Source organism: Pseudomonas canadensis (assembly GCF_030980095.1).
In the GTDB taxonomy this organism is placed as follows: Bacteria; Pseudomonadota; Gammaproteobacteria; order Pseudomonadales; family Pseudomonadaceae; genus Aquipseudomonas; species Aquipseudomonas canadensis.
In genome coordinates, this window is the sequence record NZ_CP133298.1 from 1,710,501 (window position 1) to 1,730,180 (window position 19,680).

Here is a 19,680-nt window from a genome sequence, read left to right on the forward strand (position 1 = left end):
GGAATAGCCATGGCTTATATGGAGCAACTGCAATCCGGCTTCAAATCCCTGGTCCAGGCCGGGGAGGCGGGCCGGCATAGCATCGACGGCATGATCGGCCCGGTGAACGGCGCCATTGGCGAAATTACCGGCGCGGCTGATGAGCTGTCCAGCATTCCTGGTGTGCCGCCGGCCGTTGGCGAAAAGTTGCAGCGGGTGATGCGCGGGATCGATGCGGCGCAGTCCAAGGTCGGCGCGGTCTTGTCGACCTACAGCAAAACGACCCGTGCGATATCGGCCATTGATGAACGCCTGGGCACTTTGAAGGAACAAGCCGCTCGAGCCAGCACGGCAATCAACCAGATCGTCGGCAAGGTCAGTCCGAGCCTGGCGAACATCTTACCCACCAGCGCCCTGGCGCCGAATGCCACGCCCTTGGCGGAGGCGGTCAAACCGTTCCCGCACCTGCTGATCCTGCAACCGCTGCAAACCAATGCCCAGCCGTTCTACTTCAACCTGGATACGGCGGCCTTCGACGAACTGCGCCGACAGACGGAATTCCGCTGGGCCTCGCAAGAGCGCCTTAGTCGTCGGCCGGCGCAGCAAGCCGTTGGGATGGGGGAGGAGAAACTCAGCCTTAAGGGGGCGATTTTTCCCACATTCAAGGGCGGCCTCAAGCAGTTGGACACCCTGCGTTCCATTGGTGCCCAACTGCTGCCGTTGAACCTGACCACGGGCTACGGTGTAGTCCTTGGCACCTGGTGCTTGCGCAGCCTGGAGGAGGAGCAGGGCGCTTTGCTGGCTGGCGGGATCCCGCGTAAGCAAACCTTTAGTTTGGAGTTCACACGTTATGGCGATGATATGCAGAGCGTCTGACGGCGACCTGCTGGATACGTTGTGCTACCAGCATTACGGGCACCTCAATGGCACGGTCGAGGCGGTGCTGGCGGCCAATCGATTGTTGGCGGATGAGCCGCAGCCTTTGCGTACGGGGCTGCTGATCACCTTCCCAGATCTCCCTGAGCCTTTGGGCGAGCAGGTGCAGTTGTGGGATTGAACCTCGGAGAGTATCCATGAAACCCATCTTTCGAATTGTGGCTGATGGGGCAGACATCACTGCCCTGATCAATGACCGCCTTTTGCTGCTGCGTACATTGGATAAGCCCGGCATGGAGTCGGACGAGTTCGAGTTGCGCATTGATGACCGCGACGGCGCCGTGTCCCTCCCCAAAAAAGGGGCAGCGATACAGATCTACTTGGGGTACGACAGCAAAGCACTGACCCGCCAGGGCCGCTACACGGTCGATGACATCGAGGTTTCCGGCCCGCCTGATACCCTGGTCATTCGCGGCAAGGCCAGCGACATGCGAGGCAGCGGCAAGACCACTCGTAGTGGTAGTTGGGAAAATATGCCGTTGTCCAGAATCGTCAGCGACATTGCCGCTCGCAACGGCTGGAAGCCTGAATGCCCGGTTGCTACGGTGGTGCCTCGGGCTGATCAGTTGAACGAGTCAGACTTCAACTTCATCACCCGGCTCGCCAAGGATCACGACTGCACGGCTAAGGTCGCCGACAGCAAGCTGCTGGTGCTGCCTCGCCAAAGCGGACAGACCGCCAGTGGCAAGAACCTGCCGGCGATCACTATCCGACGCAGTGACGTCAGCCGCTGGCAATTTCGCTTTACTGATCGCACCACGCAGAAAGCCGTAAAGGCCAGGTACCAGGATAAGAAAACCGGCGAGCTGGTCAATCTGACCCTGGACAACGACGACGTGCCTGCAGGGCTGCCACCCATTCATACCGACCGGCATATCCACCCGAACAAATCCGCTGCAGAGCAGGCTGCCAAGGCTCGACTCGCGGCGTTCAACCGCTCGACCGCCGAGGTTCGCCTGGAGATGGTAGGGCGCACCGATCTGTTTGCTGAGCGGCAGATCAACGCGCAGGGCTTCAAGGAAGGTTTGGACGGCGAGTTTCTTGTCGACTCGGTGGAACAGGTATTCACCCAGTCCGGCTGGAGCACCACAGCGGAATGCAACGCAGGGAAGAAGGGTAAGGCCAAGGCGGCCGGTAAGAAAACGAAGAAGTCCAAGGAGGTCAAAGTCCTGGGGCTGTAATTGGCCGTACCTACTTCATCACCCGCCGCCTTTGAGCGGTCTTTTTTTGCCTGGGGAAAAGCGATGTCCATTACCGAGCAACAACTCCAACGCATCATGCCCAACGCCCGCCGCCAAGCGGGCGTTTTTGTATCCGCGCTAAATGCAGCCATGACCAATCGCAAGATCGATACGCCAAAGCGTCAGGCAGCATTCCTCGCCCAGGTCGGTCACGAGTCCGGCCAACTGCAGTACGTGCGTGAACTGGGGAGCGATCAATACTTCAGCAAGTACGATACCGGCCCACTGGCTGCAAAGCTGGGGAACACGCCTGCTGCTGATGGTGACGGGCAGCGTTATCGCGGCCGTGGGCTGATCCAGATTACCGGCCACGACAACTATCTGCGTTGCAGCCTGGCGCTGTTCGGCGATGAGCGATTGCTGCGCACGCCGGAGCTGCTCGAACTACCGCAATGGGCCGCCGAGTCGGCCGCGTGGTTCTGGTCTATTAACGGATTAAACGCGCTCGCGGATCAAGAGCAATTCAACACCATCACCCGGCGGATCAACGGCGGGCTCAACGGCCTGGAGGATCGGCTGCAACTCTGGGCCAGGGCGAGGGCGGCGTTATGCGTCTCTTCGACCTGATTCCCGCGCAATACCGGATTGCGGCGGTCGGCCTGCTGCTGGTGATGTTGACCGCCGGATCTGCTGCCCTGGCCTGGACCGCTCAAGACTGGCGCTATGGTAAGCAGCTGGAGCACCAGGCCCGGCTCCATGCCGACACCCTCGGCGAGTTATCCCAAGCCGCTGCCGCCCTGCAGCGCAAAGAGCAGGACAAGCGATTTGCCCTGGAGCAGCGCCTGCACAACAACGACGAAACCCACCACAAGGAATTGACCGATGAGCAAACGAAGCAGGCTCGTCTGCGTGATCGCCTGGCTACTGCTGATCTGCGGCTGTCAGTCGTTCTCGCCGCCACCGAAACCACCGGCAACTGTGCAGTGCAAACCACCACCGCCACCGCCCGCGTGGTTCATGGCCCCACAAGAGCCCAACTTGACCCAGCGCATGCTCAACGAATTATCGGAATCACCGATGCCGGCGACCAAGGATTGATCGCCCTGCGGGCCTGTCAGGCCTACGCAAAAGAAGTCTCTACATCGAAGTAAAAGGAGCGGCCGGGCAGGATGCGTCAACATCCAACCCGGCCACCTTCCCCGCAGATCGACCCTGCAAGTCCAGCCAAGGCTCCTGCTTCGTGCACAAAGCGGAGCGAGCCTAGCACTGTTTATCCATACAGCAAAGGTCTTGCTTAAACATGTCCACACCCATCATCCCTTGGATGGGCGGCAAACGCCGTCTGGCCGACCGCCTTATTCCGCTCTTCCCACCCCACGAATGCTACGTCGAAGTCTTTTCCGGCGGCGCCGCGCTTTATTTCATGCGTCCCCAGGCTGCACCGGTTGAAGTCCTCAACGACATCAACGGCGACCTGGTGACGCTATACCGCGTCGTGCAAAACCATCTGGAGGAGTTCGTGCGCCAGTTCAAATGGGCGCTCAGCTCCCGCCAGGTATTCGAGTGGCAGAAGATGACCCGCCCTGAAACCCTCACCGACATCCAGCGCGCCGCCCGGTTTTTCTATCTGCAGCACCATGCTTTTGCCGGCAAAGTCACTGGGCAGACGTTTGGTACCGCGACCACAGGCCCGGCCATCAACCTGCTGCGGATCGAGGAGAACCTTTCTGCAGCTTGGCAGCGGTTGTCCGGCACCTATGTGGAGAACCTGCCGTGGCTGGACTGCGCTGAGCGCTATGACCGTGCACACACTTTCCACTACATGGATCCGCCTTACTGGCAGACGGCGGGTTATGGTGTGGATTTCCCCTTTGAAAACTACGAGCGCATGGCCGACTTCATGCGACGGTGTAAAGGAAAGGTGATGGTCAGCATCAACGACCACCCGGATATCCGTCGCGTGTTTGAAGGCTTTCACTTCGAGACGGTAGATATTCGATACAGCACAGCTAACCAGCGCCAAGGCAAAGCCGAGATCAGCGGTGAGTTGGTAATCATGAATTGGGAGTCGGCAGCGTTGGGTGGGCTGTTCTGATAGGTGCCCCCGTTTTGAACGGTGGCGCGTTGCCCTCACTGAACTAAAGTTGCCCCTGTAGCTCGTATTGCAGTCTTTTAACCTCACATTGGGTAGCAGATGGATAAGCAACTCGCGGGTCTTTCATTTCTGCTTACCCTGGTGTGGATCTCTGCAGTCGCCTTCGTGATGTGGTATCTGAGCTGATCTGTCTGGCTCAATCAGTTCTGGGCCCTGATTTCTAACATTCCCTACGGTCTTGCCTACGGGAAACCATTCAAACTCTTCCGTGGGTTGGCACAGCTCCTTTGCAATTTCCTCCGCTCGCGATGGGGTTATGCCGGGATCAAGCCACTCGTTGGCATGCTCTGGCGTCAGCACCAAAGGGCGCCGGTCGTGGATATCGACCATGCCCTGATCGCTTGCGGCGGTTATAATGACAAAACCATCGCCCTCATGAGGCTCCAACCCTGGATTGACCTGGGCAAGCGCTCCGAAGAACATCGGACGCCGGCTCTTCAGGCGGATAAAGTAGGGCTGCTTCTTCTTCGGATCGTCCGGATCTTTTACCCATTCATACCAGCCTTCACTGGGCACAATGGCCCGGCCATTCGGCCAGAGCTGTTTGAAGAACGTCCCGGTGGTGACCGTCTCAACCCTAGCGTTAATCGGATCCGGACGTTTTCCCTTCGCCCAGAATGGCGCCCATCCCCATTTCACTGCATCGATATGCAGCCCATCCTCTAAAGTGTGTAGAACCTGCACCCGCGTCGACGGTGCGACGTTGTAGCGATCAATAGGCTGAGCGTCATACCCGCTGAACAGCTCTATCTGCGGGCTCAGCTCTTCAATGAAGGTCGCCATCCCTTCGTATTGCACGAATCGCCCACACATACGCACTTCTCCGCTTGTCGAAATCCCCTACAGAAAAATTGACCGCAGGCGTCCTACAAAGTTAACTGTACATTCATACAGTAATTGTAAAAGGCCGCATCATGAGCTTCACCATTCTAGGTCCCATCGCTGAGGTCGGCGCGAAGTTGCCGTTGTGCTCGTTCCAGGTTCCGGCCGGCTTCCCGTCGCCGGCAGCGGATCACATTGAGCAGCACATCTCATTGGATGAGGTCCTGAATATCCGTGCGCCCCACGTGTACCTGGTGGCAATCACCGGTGAGAGCATGCAAGGCGTCGGGATCTTCGATGGTGACTTGGCCGTGGTGGATCGTGCCATCGAGCCGATCCATGGGCACGTGGTCGTGGCGCTGCTCAACAACGAGCCTGTGTGCAAGCGCCTATGCAAGCGCGGCCGGGAGGTGGTCCTGCTTTCCGAAAACCCCAAGTTCCCGGCGCGCTACGTTCTCGAAGGCGACGAACTGTCGATCTGGGGCGTGATCACCAGCACAGTGCGCAGCCATGTCTAAGCAGCAGCCAACCTTTGCGCTGATCGACTGCAATAGCTTCTATGCCAGTTGCGAGCGAGTATTCCGGCCCGACCTGACGAAGGTGCCCATTGTGGTGCTGAGCAACAATGATGGTTGTGTCATCGCCCGTAGCTACGACGCAAAGCCCTTCATCAAGATGGGCGAGCCGTATTTCCAGATCAAGCACAAGCTCAAGCAGCACGGCATCGTCGCGTTCTCCTCCAACTATGCACTTTACGGCGACATGAGCGAGCGCGTGATGAGCCTGATCGAGGCGATGGTGCCGGCGGTGGAGGTGTACAGCATCGACGAGGCGTTCGCCGACCTGACTGGTATCGGTGAGCTGGATGCATTAGGCCGGCAGATTCGCGCTCAGGTGCTTCGCTGCACCGGTATCCCTGTCGGCGTTGGTATCGCTCACACAAAGACGCTGGCGAAGCTGGCAAACCACACCGCGAAGCGCCTGCAGGCCCAAACCGGTGGAGTGGTCAACATCACCGATTCGGTTAAGCGTGACTGGGTGCTACGCAATACGGACGTGGCGGAGGTGTGGGGTGTCGGTCGCAAGATGAAACTCCATCTTGATGCCATGGGTATCAAGTCGGCTATGGACCTGGCTAAGGCCGATCCGTGGACGCTCCGTAAGAAGTTCAGCATTGTGATTGAGAAGACCGCCAGGGAGTTGGGCGGCACGCCTTGCCTGGAGCTGGATGAGCCAGATCCGCCAAAGCAGGAGATATGCTGCAGCCGCATGTTCGGCACGCGGCTGACCGAGCTGTCGCCCCTCAAGGAGGCGGTTGCCACCTACATGATGCGCGCCTCTGAGAAGCTCCGCGCCCAGGGCTCGCTGTGCAAGAAGGTGCGGGTGTGCATCCGCACTGGCATGTTCAACCCAGAGGAGGTGAAGTATGCCAATGGGGTGGTGGTGGATATGCCATATCCCACTGATGACGTACGGCTACTTACTCAAGCAGCGGTAGGAACGCTTGATCAAATATTTCGACCAGGCTTTAAGTACAGCAAGGCTGAGGTAATGCTGCTCAATCTTTGTCAGCCAGGTGAGTACACCGATGATTTGTTTGCTATATCTCAGCCGGCTGAGGCAACTCGGGTGATGACAGTCATGGACCAGATCAATGAGCGATGGGGTAGGGGCACTTTGCGTTCGGCTTGTGTGCCGGCAGATCCTGATTGGGGCATGCGTCGCGATATGATGAGCCAGAGTTACACGACGAAGCTTGATCAGCTCTGGTCTGTAGTCTGTAGGTAGCGGCAGCTTTCGGCCCAGAGTGTGTAAAAACGCTCATAACCTGATCGTCTTGGGTCATTTACGTTCGTGGCTGAGCGATCGCACGGTCAATGTCGCGGGTCGCATCAGTCGTAACTTGGAACACACCAGCCTGTTCTTACAGCTTCTGGGATGGGCCAAATCGGCCTTTTTAGGCAGTCAGCGCTTTCATCAAACCGTTGGCACCCATGATCTTCATGACCCGTTTCAAGTTGTAGGCGAGCACACTCAAGCTCATCTCTGCACTCACCCCGGCCAGCTTTCGCGTCAGGAAGTGCGCCGCACCCATCCATTGTTTGAGCGTCCCGAAGGGATGCTCAACCGTCCGTTTTCGGACTCGCATCATCTCTGGCGCGTTGCTCAGCCGAAGCTGCATTTCCTCTAAGACGGCTTCATGCTCCCAGCGTCGAACTCGTCGTTCCGTGCTCGGCGTGCACTGTGCTTTCAACGCGCAGCCCTGGCATTTCGAACTCCAGTAACGATGCAACTTCAGGCCTTTTTCAACGTTGGAATAGCGCCAGATCAGCGCCTCGCCAGCCGGGCAAATGTATTGGTTTTTTTCCGCGTCATAGATGAAGGCATCGTTATTGAAACGCCCGTCAGCCTTGGCTCCAGAGGTCATCGGCTTGGGCACGTAGGCGGTGATGCCTGCATCGTGACAAGCCAGGATTTGTTCGCTTTTGAAGTAACCTCGATCCGCCACCACCGACAATGTTTCTGACGCTATGGCCTCGCGGGCCTGCTTGGCCATTGAGCTGAGTTGATCGCGGTCGGAACCAACGTTGGTCACCTCATGTGCAACGATCAAATGGTGCTGCGTATCGACCGCTGTCTGCACGTTGTAGCCGACGATTCCCGTGCCGCGCGTCATCATGGAGCGAGCATCTGGGTCGGTCAGTGAGACCTGTTTATCAGGCGATTCATTGAGCTGGATTTCGATCGCCTGAAGCTCCTTCATTTGAGTTTTGAGCTTGGCGATTTTTTCTTCCAGCCGCACGACACTGGGCTCGGAAGCTGTTGGTTCTTGCCGATCGGCAGCATCGAGTGCCGTCAGGTAACGGTTGATGCTCGATTCAATTTCTTCCATTCGCCGCTTCAGTTTGGCGCTGGTGAAATTGCGGTCACGATTGTTGACGGCTTTGAATTTACTGCCATCGATGGCGACCAGATTTTCTCCGAACAGTCCCAACTGCTGACACAGCACAACGAATTGGCGACAGACGCCTCGGATGGCCTTGCTATTGTCTTTTCGGAAGTTGGCGATGGTCTTGAAGTCCGGCATCAAACGCCCGGTCAACCACATCAGTTCGACGTTGCGTTGGGCTTCTCGCTCCAAACGTCGGCTCGACTGGATGCGGTTGAGATAGCCGTAGATGTAGATCTTCAGCAAGATCGCGGGGTGGTAGGCAGGCCGGCCAGTATCGGCTGGAACGGCACCTTCAAAACCCAGATTGACCAAGTCGAGTTCGTCGACAAATACATCGACTACGCGCACCGGATTGGTATCGCTGACGTAGTCGTCGAGGCTAGCCGGAAGTAAGGTGCCTTGGCCTCGATATTCACCTTGGATAAAGCGCTTCATAGGCGATCCCTGCGATGAAATCCTCAGAAATCATAGCAAGGGTTCGCAAAAGCGTTTACACACTCTGAACAAACGCAGTCTTTTATGAGAGGTAACTATTGACCCAAGGCTGACCCTGCTCTCGCGAAACGCGGGGTCGGAGTTATCTGATTTGGAACAGGCGGGAGATCGCGGTCATGGCCTTATCTCCGTCAGTTTCATAGAGACCGAACAGGCGCGTTTGGTCGCTCAGACGATGAAGCCGAAAATGGTTATAGAACGCTTGGCCTAAGCGCTGATTATCGAATGCTCCGCGTTCCCAAAGAGTTAAAAACTCTTGATACGCAACGCGCTCAATTTCCAGTCTCGGCATGCTTTCCATATACACATCCATTTATGTCAGCGATGACCGAATCCTACTGGCGCCGGACAGATGCGGCAATGCGCGTTTGGGAGCGATTTTTAATCATCCGAGCTGGCTTTGGAGTTTTTACACACTCTGGGCCAGAAGCTGCCCCTCAACCCGACTCGATAACTCCCACCCAACCCTGCATCATCATGCTCACCACGATCCCGCCCTGGCAGCGAAGCCGTAGGTGCAGAACCTGCACGCCCACAAAAACAAGCATTTTGAAATGGAAGTCATCTCATGTTCGAACGTAACAAACTGGTTCCGGAGTTAATGGTCACCAACCTGGATAGCAGCCTGGCTTTTTGGGTTTCTCGTCTGGGTTCAAAGTAGCTTATCAACTTTCGGATGACGGATTTGCGTACCTTGATTTGAATGGTGCTCAAGTAATGCTGGAGCAGATTGATGCGGACGCGGGTCAATGGCTGACTGCGCCGTTGACCAAACCGTTTGGAAGAGGCATCAACCTACAGATTGATGTTGAGGCTGTCGCACCCATCATCCAAAAACTTGTTCAGGCTGGATGTCCACTCTATCGAGAATGCAAAGACACCTGGTTTCGGGCTGACGATATAGAAGTAGGCCAACGCGAATTCATCGTTCAGGATCCCGACGGTTATCTCGTAAGGCTGGTAGAGCGGTTGGGTGAGCGACCGGCTTGCTCAATGTGAATCTGAGCCAAGCCGACCGCCAGCTCTGGGTCGATTCCTGCCCTCAGGAAATGGCAGCATTGGGTCCAGACTGAGTGAAAACGGCTTCGGTGGGACGTGTCGCCGGTTTGTCAAAAAATGCGGCGCCCTGTAGGCGCTCCCACTTTTGCGCAAGGATTCGTTATGACTAAATTTATTCCAAGCAATCGCCATCATCATCACGGACCTCGCTCAGGGTGCCGCGGTTGCGTACGCTCATGGATTAATCAGAGTTCGAAACATCGACTCTGACGACTCAGTGAACCAAACCAAAGCGCCAATGGCGCCTTTTTTATTGCCTGTAAATTGGAGATTTTGAAAATGACTATGCTTCGTGGAACTTGAATATTGTGCCGTCACCAAGCCTGGTGGAAGCAGGCTTGGGATCATTGTCTCAATCAATCGCGAGTGGGAGCGATCTGAGAGAAGTTATTGCCTGGCAATATTTTCGCTGACGGCCCAGTTCAACAAACGATGGGTGAAGCCATAGCTCGCAGCCTGGTAATAGCTAATTGCGCGTACGATTAGAGGGTCGTCGAGTTGAACCGTAACCTCATGACTTGCGCCTAGCGCGTCATCGTGGCGTCGCAACAAAGATCGAGGGCTGAGAATAGCCAAATCTTTACCATCGAACAGACCAAGGTGCTGATAATTGCCTACCAACACGCGGGGTGGCAAGATGGACGGTTGAAGCAAGTCACGACCGAAAAAAGTCGACTCGTAATTAATGTTTAATAACCCAAGTATGGTCGGAGCTAAGTCGATCTGACTGGCAAGTTGACCATCTTCACGCGCAGGAATGAGCTTAGGTGCGTAGATGAACAATGGGATTTGATAGTTACGTATCGGAAGATCTTCCTTACCTGCGCTACCAGCGGTGTGGTCAGCGACAAAGACAAAGATAGTGTCGTCGAACCAGGCCTTCTTTCGGGCTGCTTCAAGGAACTTTCCGATTGCATAGTCGGTATATTTCACAGCACCGTCGCGGCCGTCACCGGATGCAATATCAATTCTGCCCTCGGGATAAGTGTATGGACGGTGATTGGAGGTTGTCATCAGCTGCAGCAGGAACGGTTTTTTTTGAACGAAATTCTCGTCTGCCAACTTCAGCGTCAGTTGATAGAGATCTTCGTCAGCCATACCCCAGGCATTTTTAAAATGGATCTCTGCTTCATCCACGCTGCTTTGATCGACTACCTTATAACCATTTCCGCCGAAGAATGCATTCATATTGTCAAAGTAGCCACGGCCGCCATACACAAACGCACTGTCGTAACCGACATGATTGAGCTGCTGGCCCAGGCTGGCAAAACCACTTTCACGGCCTACTCGTTTGACGATCGAGCGGCCCGGCGTTGGTGGAATAGACAACGTAATGGCCTCCAGTCCACGGTCTGTCCTGGTGCCAGTGGCATAGAAATTGTTGAAGTACAGACTTTCTTTGCGCAATTGATCGAGATTCGGCGTCAAGTTGCCAGGGTTACCATTGCTACCCATATACTTGGCGCTGAAGCTTTCGATAGTCACCAAAATAATATTATGTCGCTTGGTCTTTTCGTTATGCGTCACGATTCGACGGACATCAAGCGAATCCTTACCGACGAATCTTACGTCGCTTTCCGCCAACTCTTGATGGATCTTCTTGCCGACTACGTTATTCGGCAAGGTGCCGTAAAACTGTTCGTAATCCAACTCGTTATTACGAAACGCGGCAAAGAACTGGTAGGGACCATTGCTGGCCAACTCATGCTGATAGGTGTTGCCGCCTTTGCCACGGGGAGTGTCTTGATCAACGACAAAAAAAACGGCAGCACTCAAGGCAAAAACCACAGCGATATTCAATAAACGTTCGCGCCAGGTCGGCAACCGCGCACTGATCACCCGTTTTAAAGGTCTGTGCAAAAAAATGCAAATAACAATGGCGATCACGCCCAACCCGCTGAGCAATTTACCGATGGGGTAAGACTCTAGGATGTTATTCAATACCTCATCGGAGTACACCAAATAATCCACGGCAATAAAATTGAAGCGTACGCCGAATTCGTCCCAGAACAGCCACTCTGCTGCAGCAGTGAACAACATCACGAAAACGCTGAGAGTTAACAGGCCTTGCAAAAACCAGCGGTGCGCACGGGTACGCCACAATGAGGGGGGACAAAGCAGTCCATAAATGCTCATCGGCAAAGTTGCGTACACCAGAAAGCTCAGGTCATACAAGGCGCCTATACCGAAAAGCGCAGCATATGCAGTACCCGACTCCGAAAGGTGAGTGGTAAGTAATACCAAGCGGGTGAGGAAAAAAACCACTAACCACAGGCCTGTGACCATTAGAACTAAACGCAACGGAGCTGAAGCGGGAAAGCGCATTGAAAATTCCTTGTTATTATCCTTCAGATTTGAAATTGTTGTGCTAATGGATCTGCGCATTGTGAGGCTTAAGCCTTGGACATGCCTTCCTTCGAATGCACTGAGCGACGACATTCTTGAAGGGTTGGACTGAATTTATCCGATGAAGCAGCAAAATTACGTCAAAGCGAAATTTGCTGTTCACAATAGCTGGAAATCGCCCCAATGCACACGGTGGTCATGAGAAAGGAAGGTGCCAGCATTGGCATAGAGATTTCAAGTGTTGCACAGATTGAACACGTTGGTGCGGTCTCGTGAGCATAGTCGGGTAGCTCCCGATACGTCGCAAGCTGTTGTTGTCCAGCGCAATTTTACCGTTACTGGTTGGAAATTTGAGGAGTCCTTGACCTCCGTCTTTTAACGTCCTGAAGCGAAATAAGCTGCTCACTGTGATTCTGTAAACGGCACCTTGATCCTCGATCGGCACTTGATAGGTATCCTCGAAGATTCACGTCAGCCCCCTGGTGGACGCAATTAAGATCAGATGAGCGGGAAATTCTGACGAAAGAATAGTGTTTTTCCTACAGACCCTCTCGAAGGTACGTGTTAGTAATGCATAGTCAGAAAAAGGATTTTGATAATGGGATTACGATGGATTGCTGTTACCGCTCTGCTAGCATCAAGCTGGATTTTATTTTTATTAATTCTATTGGTCAGAACTTTTCGATATTCAGAGTTTTACAGTTCTGCCACTTTCATCTATTGTCAACTTGTTTAGTATTGTCTGTATCTCCGGGAAATTTTAAACCTTCATATGATCTGCGGAAGCTTGTCTAAATATCTGGCGACTCGGTTTTAGCTTTCGAGCACTAAGTGACTTTTAGTGTTTGCGTAGTGGTGAATTATTAGTGCGAGGTGGCCGTGATTGTTAAACAGAAATATACGAAAGGTACTGACGATATAAGAATAAATTCCGGTGATGGTTCGGAGCTGAAATATTGGTCGACTAAATTTGGGGTTAGCAAGGCTGATATTAAAGCCGCTGTCAACGAAGTTGGAAGTTCACTAACAGCAGTAATAGTTTATTTTAAGGCCCGTGAGTCTTAGCTGGCTTACGGGCTTTTATATGTCTTGAGTTATTTTAAATTCGAATAGCCTCTGTTGCGTTTTCTTTAGGTTTACGGGTGTAGTAAGTGGCTATTGCCACTAAGGCGAGCAATATGGACAGTAAAACTATTGATGAGCCAACTGTACCGAAATCAAGACCACCTTTAGCCGAGGGTTTTGTGAGTACATCTCCCAGAGTCGCACCAAAGGGGCGCGTTAGCACGAATGCCAGCCAAAATAACAGCACTGAAGAAATTCGCGTTGCATAGTGTAGAAGTACGACAACTGCGATTGATCCACCGATTAGCAATGCTCCGCCCGCGAACCCTAGGCCTGAGTCATCTGCTAGAAAGTCTCCAAGTGCCGTGCCTAGTGTGTTTGAAAACAATATCGCGAACCAGTAAAAAAGCTCCCCTTTAGTACTAGTAATGCGGTGCACAGATAGTGATTTCTCGCTGCGGTACCACATGCAAAATGTTACGACCAATATTGAGATCAATAGTGCTGATCCGGCAGCGTAACCTAGCCCTAAACTTCGATCCATGAAGTCGGACATTGTTGTGCCTGCGGTGCTCGTGGTCAAAATGACCGACCAGTATAGAGCGGGCTTATAACGGTCGGAAACCACCTGGCCGAAAAGTGATATTGCAAAAAAGCTTATCAATATTATAGAGCTAACTGCATAACCCACATTGAGAGTCATTGACAGCAAATCACCTGCCGTCTCCCCTAGTGTCGTTGCGCAGATTTTCATTATCCAAAAAGCAAGTGTTATCTGAGGCAATTTATTCATATTTGAGCCTTGTCGTAACGGGTGGAAGAAATTCCCCCGCCGAGGGAGGTTGCCTTATTTTTAATCGGCTCCTGTAAAAAATATGTGATAAATACATCAAAGTAATGCGGCGTTTAGTGAGAGGATATCGCGGGCCTGAGATCCGCCTTGCTAAAGACTATCCCTTGGCACTTCGCAAAAAACAGCGCGGTGGTCGAGAGGGCCGCGCTAGAGCGTTCTGGAAGTCTAAACGGCCAGAGCTTCCTACTACTAAGTTTTACCTCTGAATTAAACACGCGTCCCCTGCTGTAACCGCTAACGATATCGCTCTGTCAATAACTGACTTGAGCGTGCCACGAAACCGCGCTTGATTTCCTGAACGTATCTGACTGGCTCCTTTTTGGCTGAAGCTGGCGCTCGTGAGGGGCCGCTTCTAGCCGAAAGCAGACCGTCATACAAATTAATATTGATCATCACTTGGCTTGCCCGCTGCGATTCTGACAGTGCAGAGAAGTGGCTTAGCTGGTACTCGACCCCTTGAGCTTGGCTATGCCCTGTTTGATGTGGCCAGCGTTTTCACCAATCGTTTGCAGTGCCCCACAGACACTCTCCCCCACATCTGACTCCCCATGCTGTTCGACATGTAGTGTCAGCTCCATCAAGGCGGCCTCAAGGGCCAGCTGGTTGGTGTACATCCTCTGCAGAACATCTGACATGGAATAATCACCTGGAATGGCGTCGACTCTTTTCAAGAAAAGTTCAAGCATAGTACCGGTAGTACCTTTGTCAGGCAGGAATCGCGGATTGCTTAGAAATTGCTACAAAGCAAAGAGACTACGGCAGGTTAGCCAAGTTGGCTGGTGTGTTGGAGGAGGGCTTCGCCCAATCCATCATCGGTGCGACGGAGAAGCGGCGGGAGAGTGGGGCGGTTTGTAGGGGCATTGGGGGATCTGAGTCAACGAGGCGAATGTCGAGCAGTTTATCAGGGAAGCATCTTGGCTGTCTGAGAGCTCTGTTTCATGCATTCACCACTTTGAACGTGGACGCTGCCGTGTATGGAATACGCCGAGGATTTGCAGGCGATCACCGCGTACCCGATACGGAATCAGATATGACCAATTGGGTACTGCCCATTCTCGGGTGTTTTTGACCCGGCCTCACGACCCATAGAGAGAAATTGAGCCAGTTTGTCGACGCTGGCGAAAATGGCATCGGAGAAGTCGTCAGCGGCCCTTGGATTTTCGAGAGCGATATAGTTCGCTTCGTCTTCCAGATGTTTGAGCGCTTTTTCAAGCCACTCAACCCGCATTCCGACTCCAGCGTCTAGCACGCATGGCTGCCACTTGGTCGTCGGTGGCAAATTTGCCTTGGTCGGCTTCTTTCACTGCCAACTCGATCTGAGCGGTCAGGGTTTTTTCATGCTCGATGTAGTCGCGAAGAACGTCCATCGCCAGGTAGGTCGCAGTCTGGCCGTTGCTTTTGGCCAAGTCGGCAAGAGAGTTGGGCAGGTCTTCCGGCAGGTTTAGGGAGATTCCAGTCATGGCGATCTCGGTGGTGGATGGTTGTGGGCATCTTACACTGTGGATCGTTGGCTTGAATCAGCAGGTCGTCGCGAGTTGTATCCAGAGCTATTAACCTCAATTCAGAGCATCGTGGTTTTATCGATTTGGTCTGAGGGCATTCGGGAAAAACTTCCTACTCTTCTTTCGGCTTGCCCCTCAGACCACCCATCGCTAACCTCCGCAAGCCGCTGTAAACCCGGCGGTCGGAGGTGGAAGTCCGTATTGCTAAGGCGTTTTTAACTCCCAGAAATATTTGGAGCTTCGCCCATGCCTAACAAATCACACAATCCTTATGTCGATCAAAACAGTGCGCCCGCCGAACACCCAACCGGCAACTTGTTCCTGGTCAGCCCCAACATCGACACCGAAACCCTCCTGGCCAACGCCGCCGAAAACCTCGCATCCGCGAACCAAATGGCCGCCAATCTGGCCTTCGACCTCGAAGACCCGCACCGCGCCATTGTCCTGGGCATCCAACAACTCATCGATCTAAGTGCTCTACTCATCGACCGAGCCCAGGAACACGTCGCACCTGCCGCCTGCAAGGCCACCGCCTGACACCCAACCCCGCCGTCTTACCCCAAGGGGCAACCTGAACCCATCCTGTCACGCCGCAAAGTTTCATCATTCCCGGCGCTTTTGAGGTCTACGATCCTCTTCAAGAGAGGACCTCCGCGCCTCCATTCCACAGGGAACTGAAACCATGATTTCGAACCTCGTTAAAGTCGTGATGGTTGCTGGTACGTTGCTGTTGGGCGCGTGTTCGACAGGGTCGGCCGGCGTGAGCAGTGACCCTTGTTTTTCAGGCGGATGCCAGGCGTTTGGGGACCATAGCCCCAGCAAAGCCGCCAAGATGAATTTCGGTGGCAGTGGGCTGGGAAGTAGTTATGGGGAGTATGGGTCAGGGCTGTTGCATGATGATTGATGGGGTGGTTGGGCAGTCACTGGGGTGGTGACTGACCCATTGCTATCGGCGGCAAGCCCCTCCCACATTGGAACTGAGGTTGGGACGGGAAATGTCAGTGGCCGCCCTTCATGCGGCGGGCGATGAGGTAGATGCCCAGGCCGATCAACGCTGTAGCGGCACCAATATAGCCGGTGCTGGTCCAGCCATACCCGGCTGTAATCGCCATCCCGCCCAACCACGGGCCCAGCGCATTCGCCAGGTTGAACGCCGCGTGGTTCGACGCCGCCGCCAAACTCGGCGCTTCATGGGCAATATCCATCAGGCGGATTTGCAGCGGCGCAGCCATGGCAATCATGGTGCCGACCAGGCCAATGCCCAGCAGCACGCTCCACAGTGAGCTGGCAGCGAAGGTGAAGAAGATCAGCACGGCCATTGACCACACCATAATCCAGCCCACCGCCCGAAATTGCAGGCGGTCAAACAGCTTGCCGCCCGCAATGTTGCCGATAATCCCGCCGACACCGAACGCCGCCAGACCAAACGGAATCCACTGCGGCGACACTTTGGTCACTTCCAGCATGGTCGGCGCCAAATAGCTGAACACGCAGAACATCCCGGCAAAGCCAATGGCGCCGATGGACAGCGCCATCCACACCTGCGGTTTGGTGAACGCACGCAATTCCTTGCGTGGGTCGCTGCGCGGTTCGTCGCGGCGATCCGGCACGAACTGCCAGACTAGGGCAATGGTGCACAGGGCAATCACGCTGACCAGTGCAAACGCCGAGCGCCAGCCCAGGTGTTGGCCGAGGAAGGTGGCGATGGGGTTGCCGAGCAGCATGGCCAGGGTCAGGCCCATCATCACGCGGGCTACGGCGCCGGCGCGTTTGTCGTTGGGCACCATGCTGGAGGCGACCACGGCGGCGATGCCGAAGTAGGCGCCGTGGGGCAGGCCGCTGATGAAGCGGAAGGCCACCAGTGAGCCGAAGGTCGGGGTGAAGGCGGTGGCGAGGTTGCCCAACGCGTACAGGCCCATCAGCAGCAACAACATGTGTTTGTGTAGCAGCTTGGCGCCAAGAATGGCCAGCAGTGGCGCGCCAACCATCACGCCCAGGGCGTAGGCGCTGATGGCGTGGCCGACCTGAGGCTCACTGAGGTTCAGGTTCTGCGCGATGTCGGGCATCAGCCCCATGATGGCAAATTCGCCAGTACCGATCGCGAAGGCGCCCACGGCCATGGCCGCTTCCATTTTGGCGGCGCTGCGCGCAGGCAGCACGTGCCCGGGTGTTTGCTGGATAGTCATGGGTAACTCTATTGGGATGGATTGCACGAAGGAGAGCCGCCGATGCTACGCAAGCAGCGACAAAGGTGTCTAGAACAGCCTTTTGCGTGAGAGTTCCTGGCCTGTGACCCCACGTCGCGCCTGCCAGGCTTGACATCGACGTGTTAAAAGCCGCGATTTAGAGCTGTCAATTGGCCAAACGGCGCATAAACGCTGTTTGCCGTGATATTCTGCGCGCCGTCTTGGGCTAGTCTCTCTCTGGTGCGTACATCCGTATACGTCCCAGCGATTGGCTGTCGCCCAGGTAGCTGAAGCCAATAATGATAAGAAGTCAGCGCAGAAGGGACATAAAAGTGAGGTCGATACGTCGGCCTTGTGTGCCCACCCTGCGGTCCCCGAGTGAATGTGCAAACCCCGCGGTGCGTTGCCTGGCGCAGCGTGATGGAGGGTTGCCCATGATCAGGGGCGGTAGGGCGGATGGCGTTTTATCATAGGTGCTACTGATGTTTAAAAAAGTAAACACTGCCCTGCTGGGGCTGGCTTTGTCGCTGGGGATCAGCTCCGTTCACGCGGAAGAGGCAAAGAAAGTCGATGTGCTGCTGATTGGCGGCGGCATCATGAGTGCAACCCTGGGTGTCTGGCTCAATGAGCTGGAGCCGGGCTGGTCGATGGAGATGGTCGAGCGCCTCGATGGCGTGGCCGAAGAAAGCTCCAACGGCTGGAACAACGCCGGTACTGGTCACTCGGCCCTGGCCGAGCTGAACTACACCCCGGAAGACAAGAACGGCAACGTTGAGATCCCGAAAGCGGTCGAGATCAACGAAGCGTTCCAGATTTCCCGTCAATTCTGGTCCTGGCAGGTCCGCCAGGGTGTGCTGAAGGACCCGCGTTCGTTCATCAACACCACACCGCACATGAGCTTCGTGTGGGGCGATGACAACATCAAGTTCCTGAAAAAACGCTACGAAGCCCTGAAGGCCAGCCCGCTGTTCGCTGGCATGCAGTACTCCGAAGACCCGGCGCAGATCGCCAAGTGGGTTCCGCTGATGATGGAAGGGCGTGACCCGAACCAGAAAATCGCGGCCACCTGGAGCCCGCTGGGGACCGACATGAACTTCGGCGAGATCACCCGCCAGTTCGTCGCTCACCTGCAGACCACGCCTAAGTTCGACCTGAAACTGTCGAGCGAAGTGCAGGACATCACCAAGAACGCCGACGGTTCGTGGCGTGTGAGCTACAAAAACCTGAAAGACGGCACCAAGACCGAAACCGACGCCAAGTTCGTGTTCATCGGCGCCGGCGGCGGTGCACTGCACCTGCTGCAGAAGTCGGGCATTCCTGAAGCCAAGGAATACGCTGGCTTCCCGGTAGGTGGGTCGTTCCTGGTGACCGATAACCCAACCGTTGCCGAGCAACACCTGGCCAAGGCCTACGGCAAGGCTTCGGTTGGCGCGCCACCGATGTCGGTTCCGCACCTGGACACCCGCGTGCTGGATGGCAAGCGCGTGATCCTGTTTGGCCCATTCGCGACCTTCTCGACCAAGTTCCTGAAAGAAGGCTCGTACCTGGACCTGCTGACCAGCACCACCACCCACAACATCTGGCCAATGACCAAAGTCGGTATTCGTGAATACCCACTGGTCGAGTACCTTGCCGGCCAACTGATGCTGTCGGACGACGACCGCTTCAAGGCGCTGCAAGAGTACTTCCCGAACGCCAAGCAATCCGACTGGCGCCTGTGGCAAGCCGGTCAGCGCGTGCAGATCATCAAGCGTGACGAGGAGCAGGGCGGTGTCCTGAAACTCGGCACTGAAGTGGTCAGCTCCGCCGACAACACCATCGCGGGCCTGTTGGGTGCATCGCCAGGCGCGTCCACCGCGGCCCCGATCATGCTGACCGTGCTGCAGAAAGTGTTCAAGGACAAGGTCGCGACCCCTGAGTGGCAGGCCAAGCTGCACCAGATCGTACCGAGCTACGGCACCAAGCTGAACGACAGCCCGGAAGCGGTTGCCAAGGAATGGGCCTACACCGCCGAAGTCCTGCAACTGCCTACGCCGCCTGTGATTCCGCAAATGGCTGCACCCCAGGCCACCGAGGCTGCCAAGCCCTCGGCTGAGCCGAGCAAGCCGGCGTCTGATCTGGCGCTGTAAGCCAGGCTGATGCACAAAG

Annotated in this window: 20 protein-coding genes and 2 pseudogenes; 13 read left to right on the plus strand and 9 right to left on the minus strand. The window is 55.2% G+C overall.

What is annotated here, in order from left to right; all coding sequences use genetic code 11:
• Window positions 1–9 precede the first annotated feature (9 nt).
• The 6 genes from RB216_RS07960 to RB216_RS07985 all read left to right on the plus strand — a co-directional run bounded on the left by RB216_RS07960 (window position 10) and on the right by RB216_RS07985 (window position 4,191).
• Window positions 10–855, plus strand: a complete 846-nt coding sequence (locus RB216_RS07960; RefSeq protein ID WP_308908520.1) for a phage tail protein — start codon at window positions 10–12, stop codon at window positions 853–855.
• Window positions 830–1,036 (plus strand): tail protein X, encoded by a 207-nt coding sequence (locus tag RB216_RS07965; protein WP_074900729.1) that lies wholly within the window; start codon window positions 830–832, stop codon window positions 1,034–1,036. The genes RB216_RS07960 and RB216_RS07965 overlap by 26 nt, the downstream gene beginning before the upstream one ends.
• Before the next feature lie 16 nt (window positions 1,037–1,052).
• Complete coding sequence (locus RB216_RS07970; protein ID WP_308908521.1) at window positions 1,053–2,096, plus strand: phage late control D family protein; 1,044 nt, start codon at window positions 1,053–1,055, stop codon at window positions 2,094–2,096.
• A gap of 63 nt (window positions 2,097–2,159) precedes the next feature.
• On the plus strand, window positions 2,160–2,723 hold the full coding sequence (locus RB216_RS07975) for a glycoside hydrolase family 19 protein (protein ID WP_308908522.1): 564 nt from the start codon (window positions 2,160–2,162) through the stop codon (window positions 2,721–2,723).
• The gene (locus RB216_RS07980) at window positions 2,705–3,247 is read left to right on the plus strand and encodes a lysis system spanin subunit (RefSeq protein ID WP_236321005.1); all 543 of its coding nucleotides are present in this window, start codon (window positions 2,705–2,707) and stop codon (window positions 3,245–3,247) included. Before RB216_RS07975 ends, RB216_RS07980 begins: the two co-directional genes overlap by 19 nt.
• Before the next feature lie 149 nt (window positions 3,248–3,396).
• Complete coding sequence (locus tag RB216_RS07985; protein ID WP_308908523.1) at window positions 3,397–4,191, plus strand: DNA adenine methylase; 795 nt, start codon at window positions 3,397–3,399, stop codon at window positions 4,189–4,191.
• A 123-nt stretch (window positions 4,192–4,314) separates the two neighbouring features.
• On the opposite strand, the gene RB216_RS07990 is transcribed toward RB216_RS07985, so the two are convergent.
• On the minus strand, window positions 4,315–5,064 hold the full coding sequence (locus RB216_RS07990) for an SOS response-associated peptidase family protein (protein WP_308908524.1): 750 nt from the start codon (window positions 5,062–5,064) through the stop codon (window positions 4,315–4,317).
• 101 nt (window positions 5,065–5,165) lie between these two features.
• Here RB216_RS07990 and RB216_RS07995 point away from each other — a divergent pair, with 101 nt between their 5' ends.
• Window positions 5,166–5,591, plus strand: a complete 426-nt coding sequence (locus RB216_RS07995) for a LexA family protein (protein ID WP_044286813.1) — start codon at window positions 5,166–5,168, stop codon at window positions 5,589–5,591.
• Window positions 5,584–6,861: a translesion error-prone DNA polymerase V subunit UmuC gene (gene umuC / locus RB216_RS08000; protein WP_308908525.1), complete on the plus strand. Its 1,278-nt coding sequence runs from the start codon at window positions 5,584–5,586 to the stop codon at window positions 6,859–6,861. Before RB216_RS07995 ends, umuC begins: the two co-directional genes overlap by 8 nt.
• Before the next feature lie 169 nt (window positions 6,862–7,030).
• Here the strand turns inward: umuC and RB216_RS08005 are convergent, their stop codons facing one another.
• Both RB216_RS08005 and RB216_RS08010 read right to left on the minus strand, forming a co-directional pair.
• A complete protein-coding gene (locus RB216_RS08005) occupies window positions 7,031–8,461 on the minus strand; it encodes an IS1182 family transposase (RefSeq protein ID WP_068932268.1) in 1,431 nt (476 codons plus the stop codon).
• Window positions 8,462–8,603: 142 nt separating this feature from the next.
• Window positions 8,604–8,822, minus strand: a complete 219-nt coding sequence (locus RB216_RS08010; protein WP_068937482.1) for a hypothetical protein — start codon at window positions 8,820–8,822, stop codon at window positions 8,604–8,606.
• 267 nt (window positions 8,823–9,089) lie between these two features.
• Between RB216_RS08010 and RB216_RS08015 the strand changes: the two are divergent.
• Window positions 9,090–9,520: pseudogene (locus tag RB216_RS08015) on the plus strand (bleomycin resistance protein).
• A gap of 447 nt (window positions 9,521–9,967) precedes the next feature.
• Here RB216_RS08015 and RB216_RS08020 read toward each other — a convergent pair.
• Window positions 9,968–11,905: an LTA synthase family protein gene (locus RB216_RS08020; RefSeq protein ID WP_308908526.1), complete on the minus strand. Its 1,938-nt coding sequence runs from the start codon at window positions 11,903–11,905 to the stop codon at window positions 9,968–9,970.
• A gap of 900 nt (window positions 11,906–12,805) precedes the next feature.
• Here RB216_RS08020 and RB216_RS08025 point away from each other — a divergent pair.
• A complete protein-coding gene (locus RB216_RS08025) occupies window positions 12,806–12,991 on the plus strand; it encodes a DUF3606 domain-containing protein (protein WP_308908527.1) in 186 nt (61 codons plus the stop codon).
• Between the two features lie 34 nt (window positions 12,992–13,025).
• On the opposite strand, the gene RB216_RS08030 is transcribed toward RB216_RS08025, so the two are convergent.
• The 4 genes and pseudogenes from RB216_RS08030 to RB216_RS08045 all read right to left on the minus strand — a co-directional run bounded on the left by RB216_RS08030 (window position 13,026) and on the right by RB216_RS08045 (window position 15,304).
• A complete protein-coding gene (locus tag RB216_RS08030) occupies window positions 13,026–13,784 on the minus strand; it encodes a COG4705 family protein (RefSeq protein WP_308908528.1) in 759 nt (252 codons plus the stop codon).
• A gap of 497 nt (window positions 13,785–14,281) precedes the next feature.
• Window positions 14,282–14,497 (minus strand): hypothetical protein, encoded by a 216-nt coding sequence (locus tag RB216_RS08035; RefSeq protein ID WP_308908877.1) that lies wholly within the window; start codon window positions 14,495–14,497, stop codon window positions 14,282–14,284.
• A 291-nt stretch (window positions 14,498–14,788) separates the two neighbouring features.
• Window positions 14,789–15,072, minus strand: a pseudogene (locus RB216_RS08040) (type II toxin-antitoxin system RelE/ParE family toxin).
• Window positions 15,062–15,304: a CopG family ribbon-helix-helix protein gene (locus RB216_RS08045; RefSeq protein ID WP_028619439.1), complete on the minus strand. Its 243-nt coding sequence runs from the start codon at window positions 15,302–15,304 to the stop codon at window positions 15,062–15,064. The pseudogene RB216_RS08040 and the gene RB216_RS08045 overlap by 11 nt, the downstream one beginning before the upstream one ends.
• A 288-nt stretch (window positions 15,305–15,592) precedes the next feature.
• On the opposite strand from RB216_RS08045, the gene RB216_RS08050 reads away from it, so the two are divergent.
• Together RB216_RS08050 and RB216_RS08055 are read left to right on the plus strand one after the other, a co-directional pair.
• Entirely contained in the window at window positions 15,593–15,883 is a 291-nt protein-coding gene (locus RB216_RS08050) for a DUF6124 family protein (protein ID WP_028619440.1), read from the plus strand.
• 145 nt (window positions 15,884–16,028) lie between these two features.
• Entirely contained in the window at window positions 16,029–16,250 is a 222-nt protein-coding gene (locus RB216_RS08055; protein ID WP_058424535.1) for a hypothetical protein, read from the plus strand.
• Between the two features lie 94 nt (window positions 16,251–16,344).
• On the opposite strand, the gene RB216_RS08060 is transcribed toward RB216_RS08055, so the two are convergent.
• Window positions 16,345–17,532, minus strand: coding sequence for an MFS transporter (locus RB216_RS08060; RefSeq protein ID WP_308908529.1), 1,188 nt, complete (start codon window positions 17,530–17,532; stop codon window positions 16,345–16,347).
• Between the two features lie 482 nt (window positions 17,533–18,014).
• On the opposite strand from RB216_RS08060, the gene mqo reads away from it, so the two are divergent.
• On the plus strand, window positions 18,015–19,661 hold the full coding sequence (gene mqo, locus RB216_RS08065; RefSeq protein WP_068936096.1) for a malate dehydrogenase (quinone): 1,647 nt from the start codon (window positions 18,015–18,017) through the stop codon (window positions 19,659–19,661).
• Window positions 19,662–19,680 lie beyond the last annotated feature (19 nt).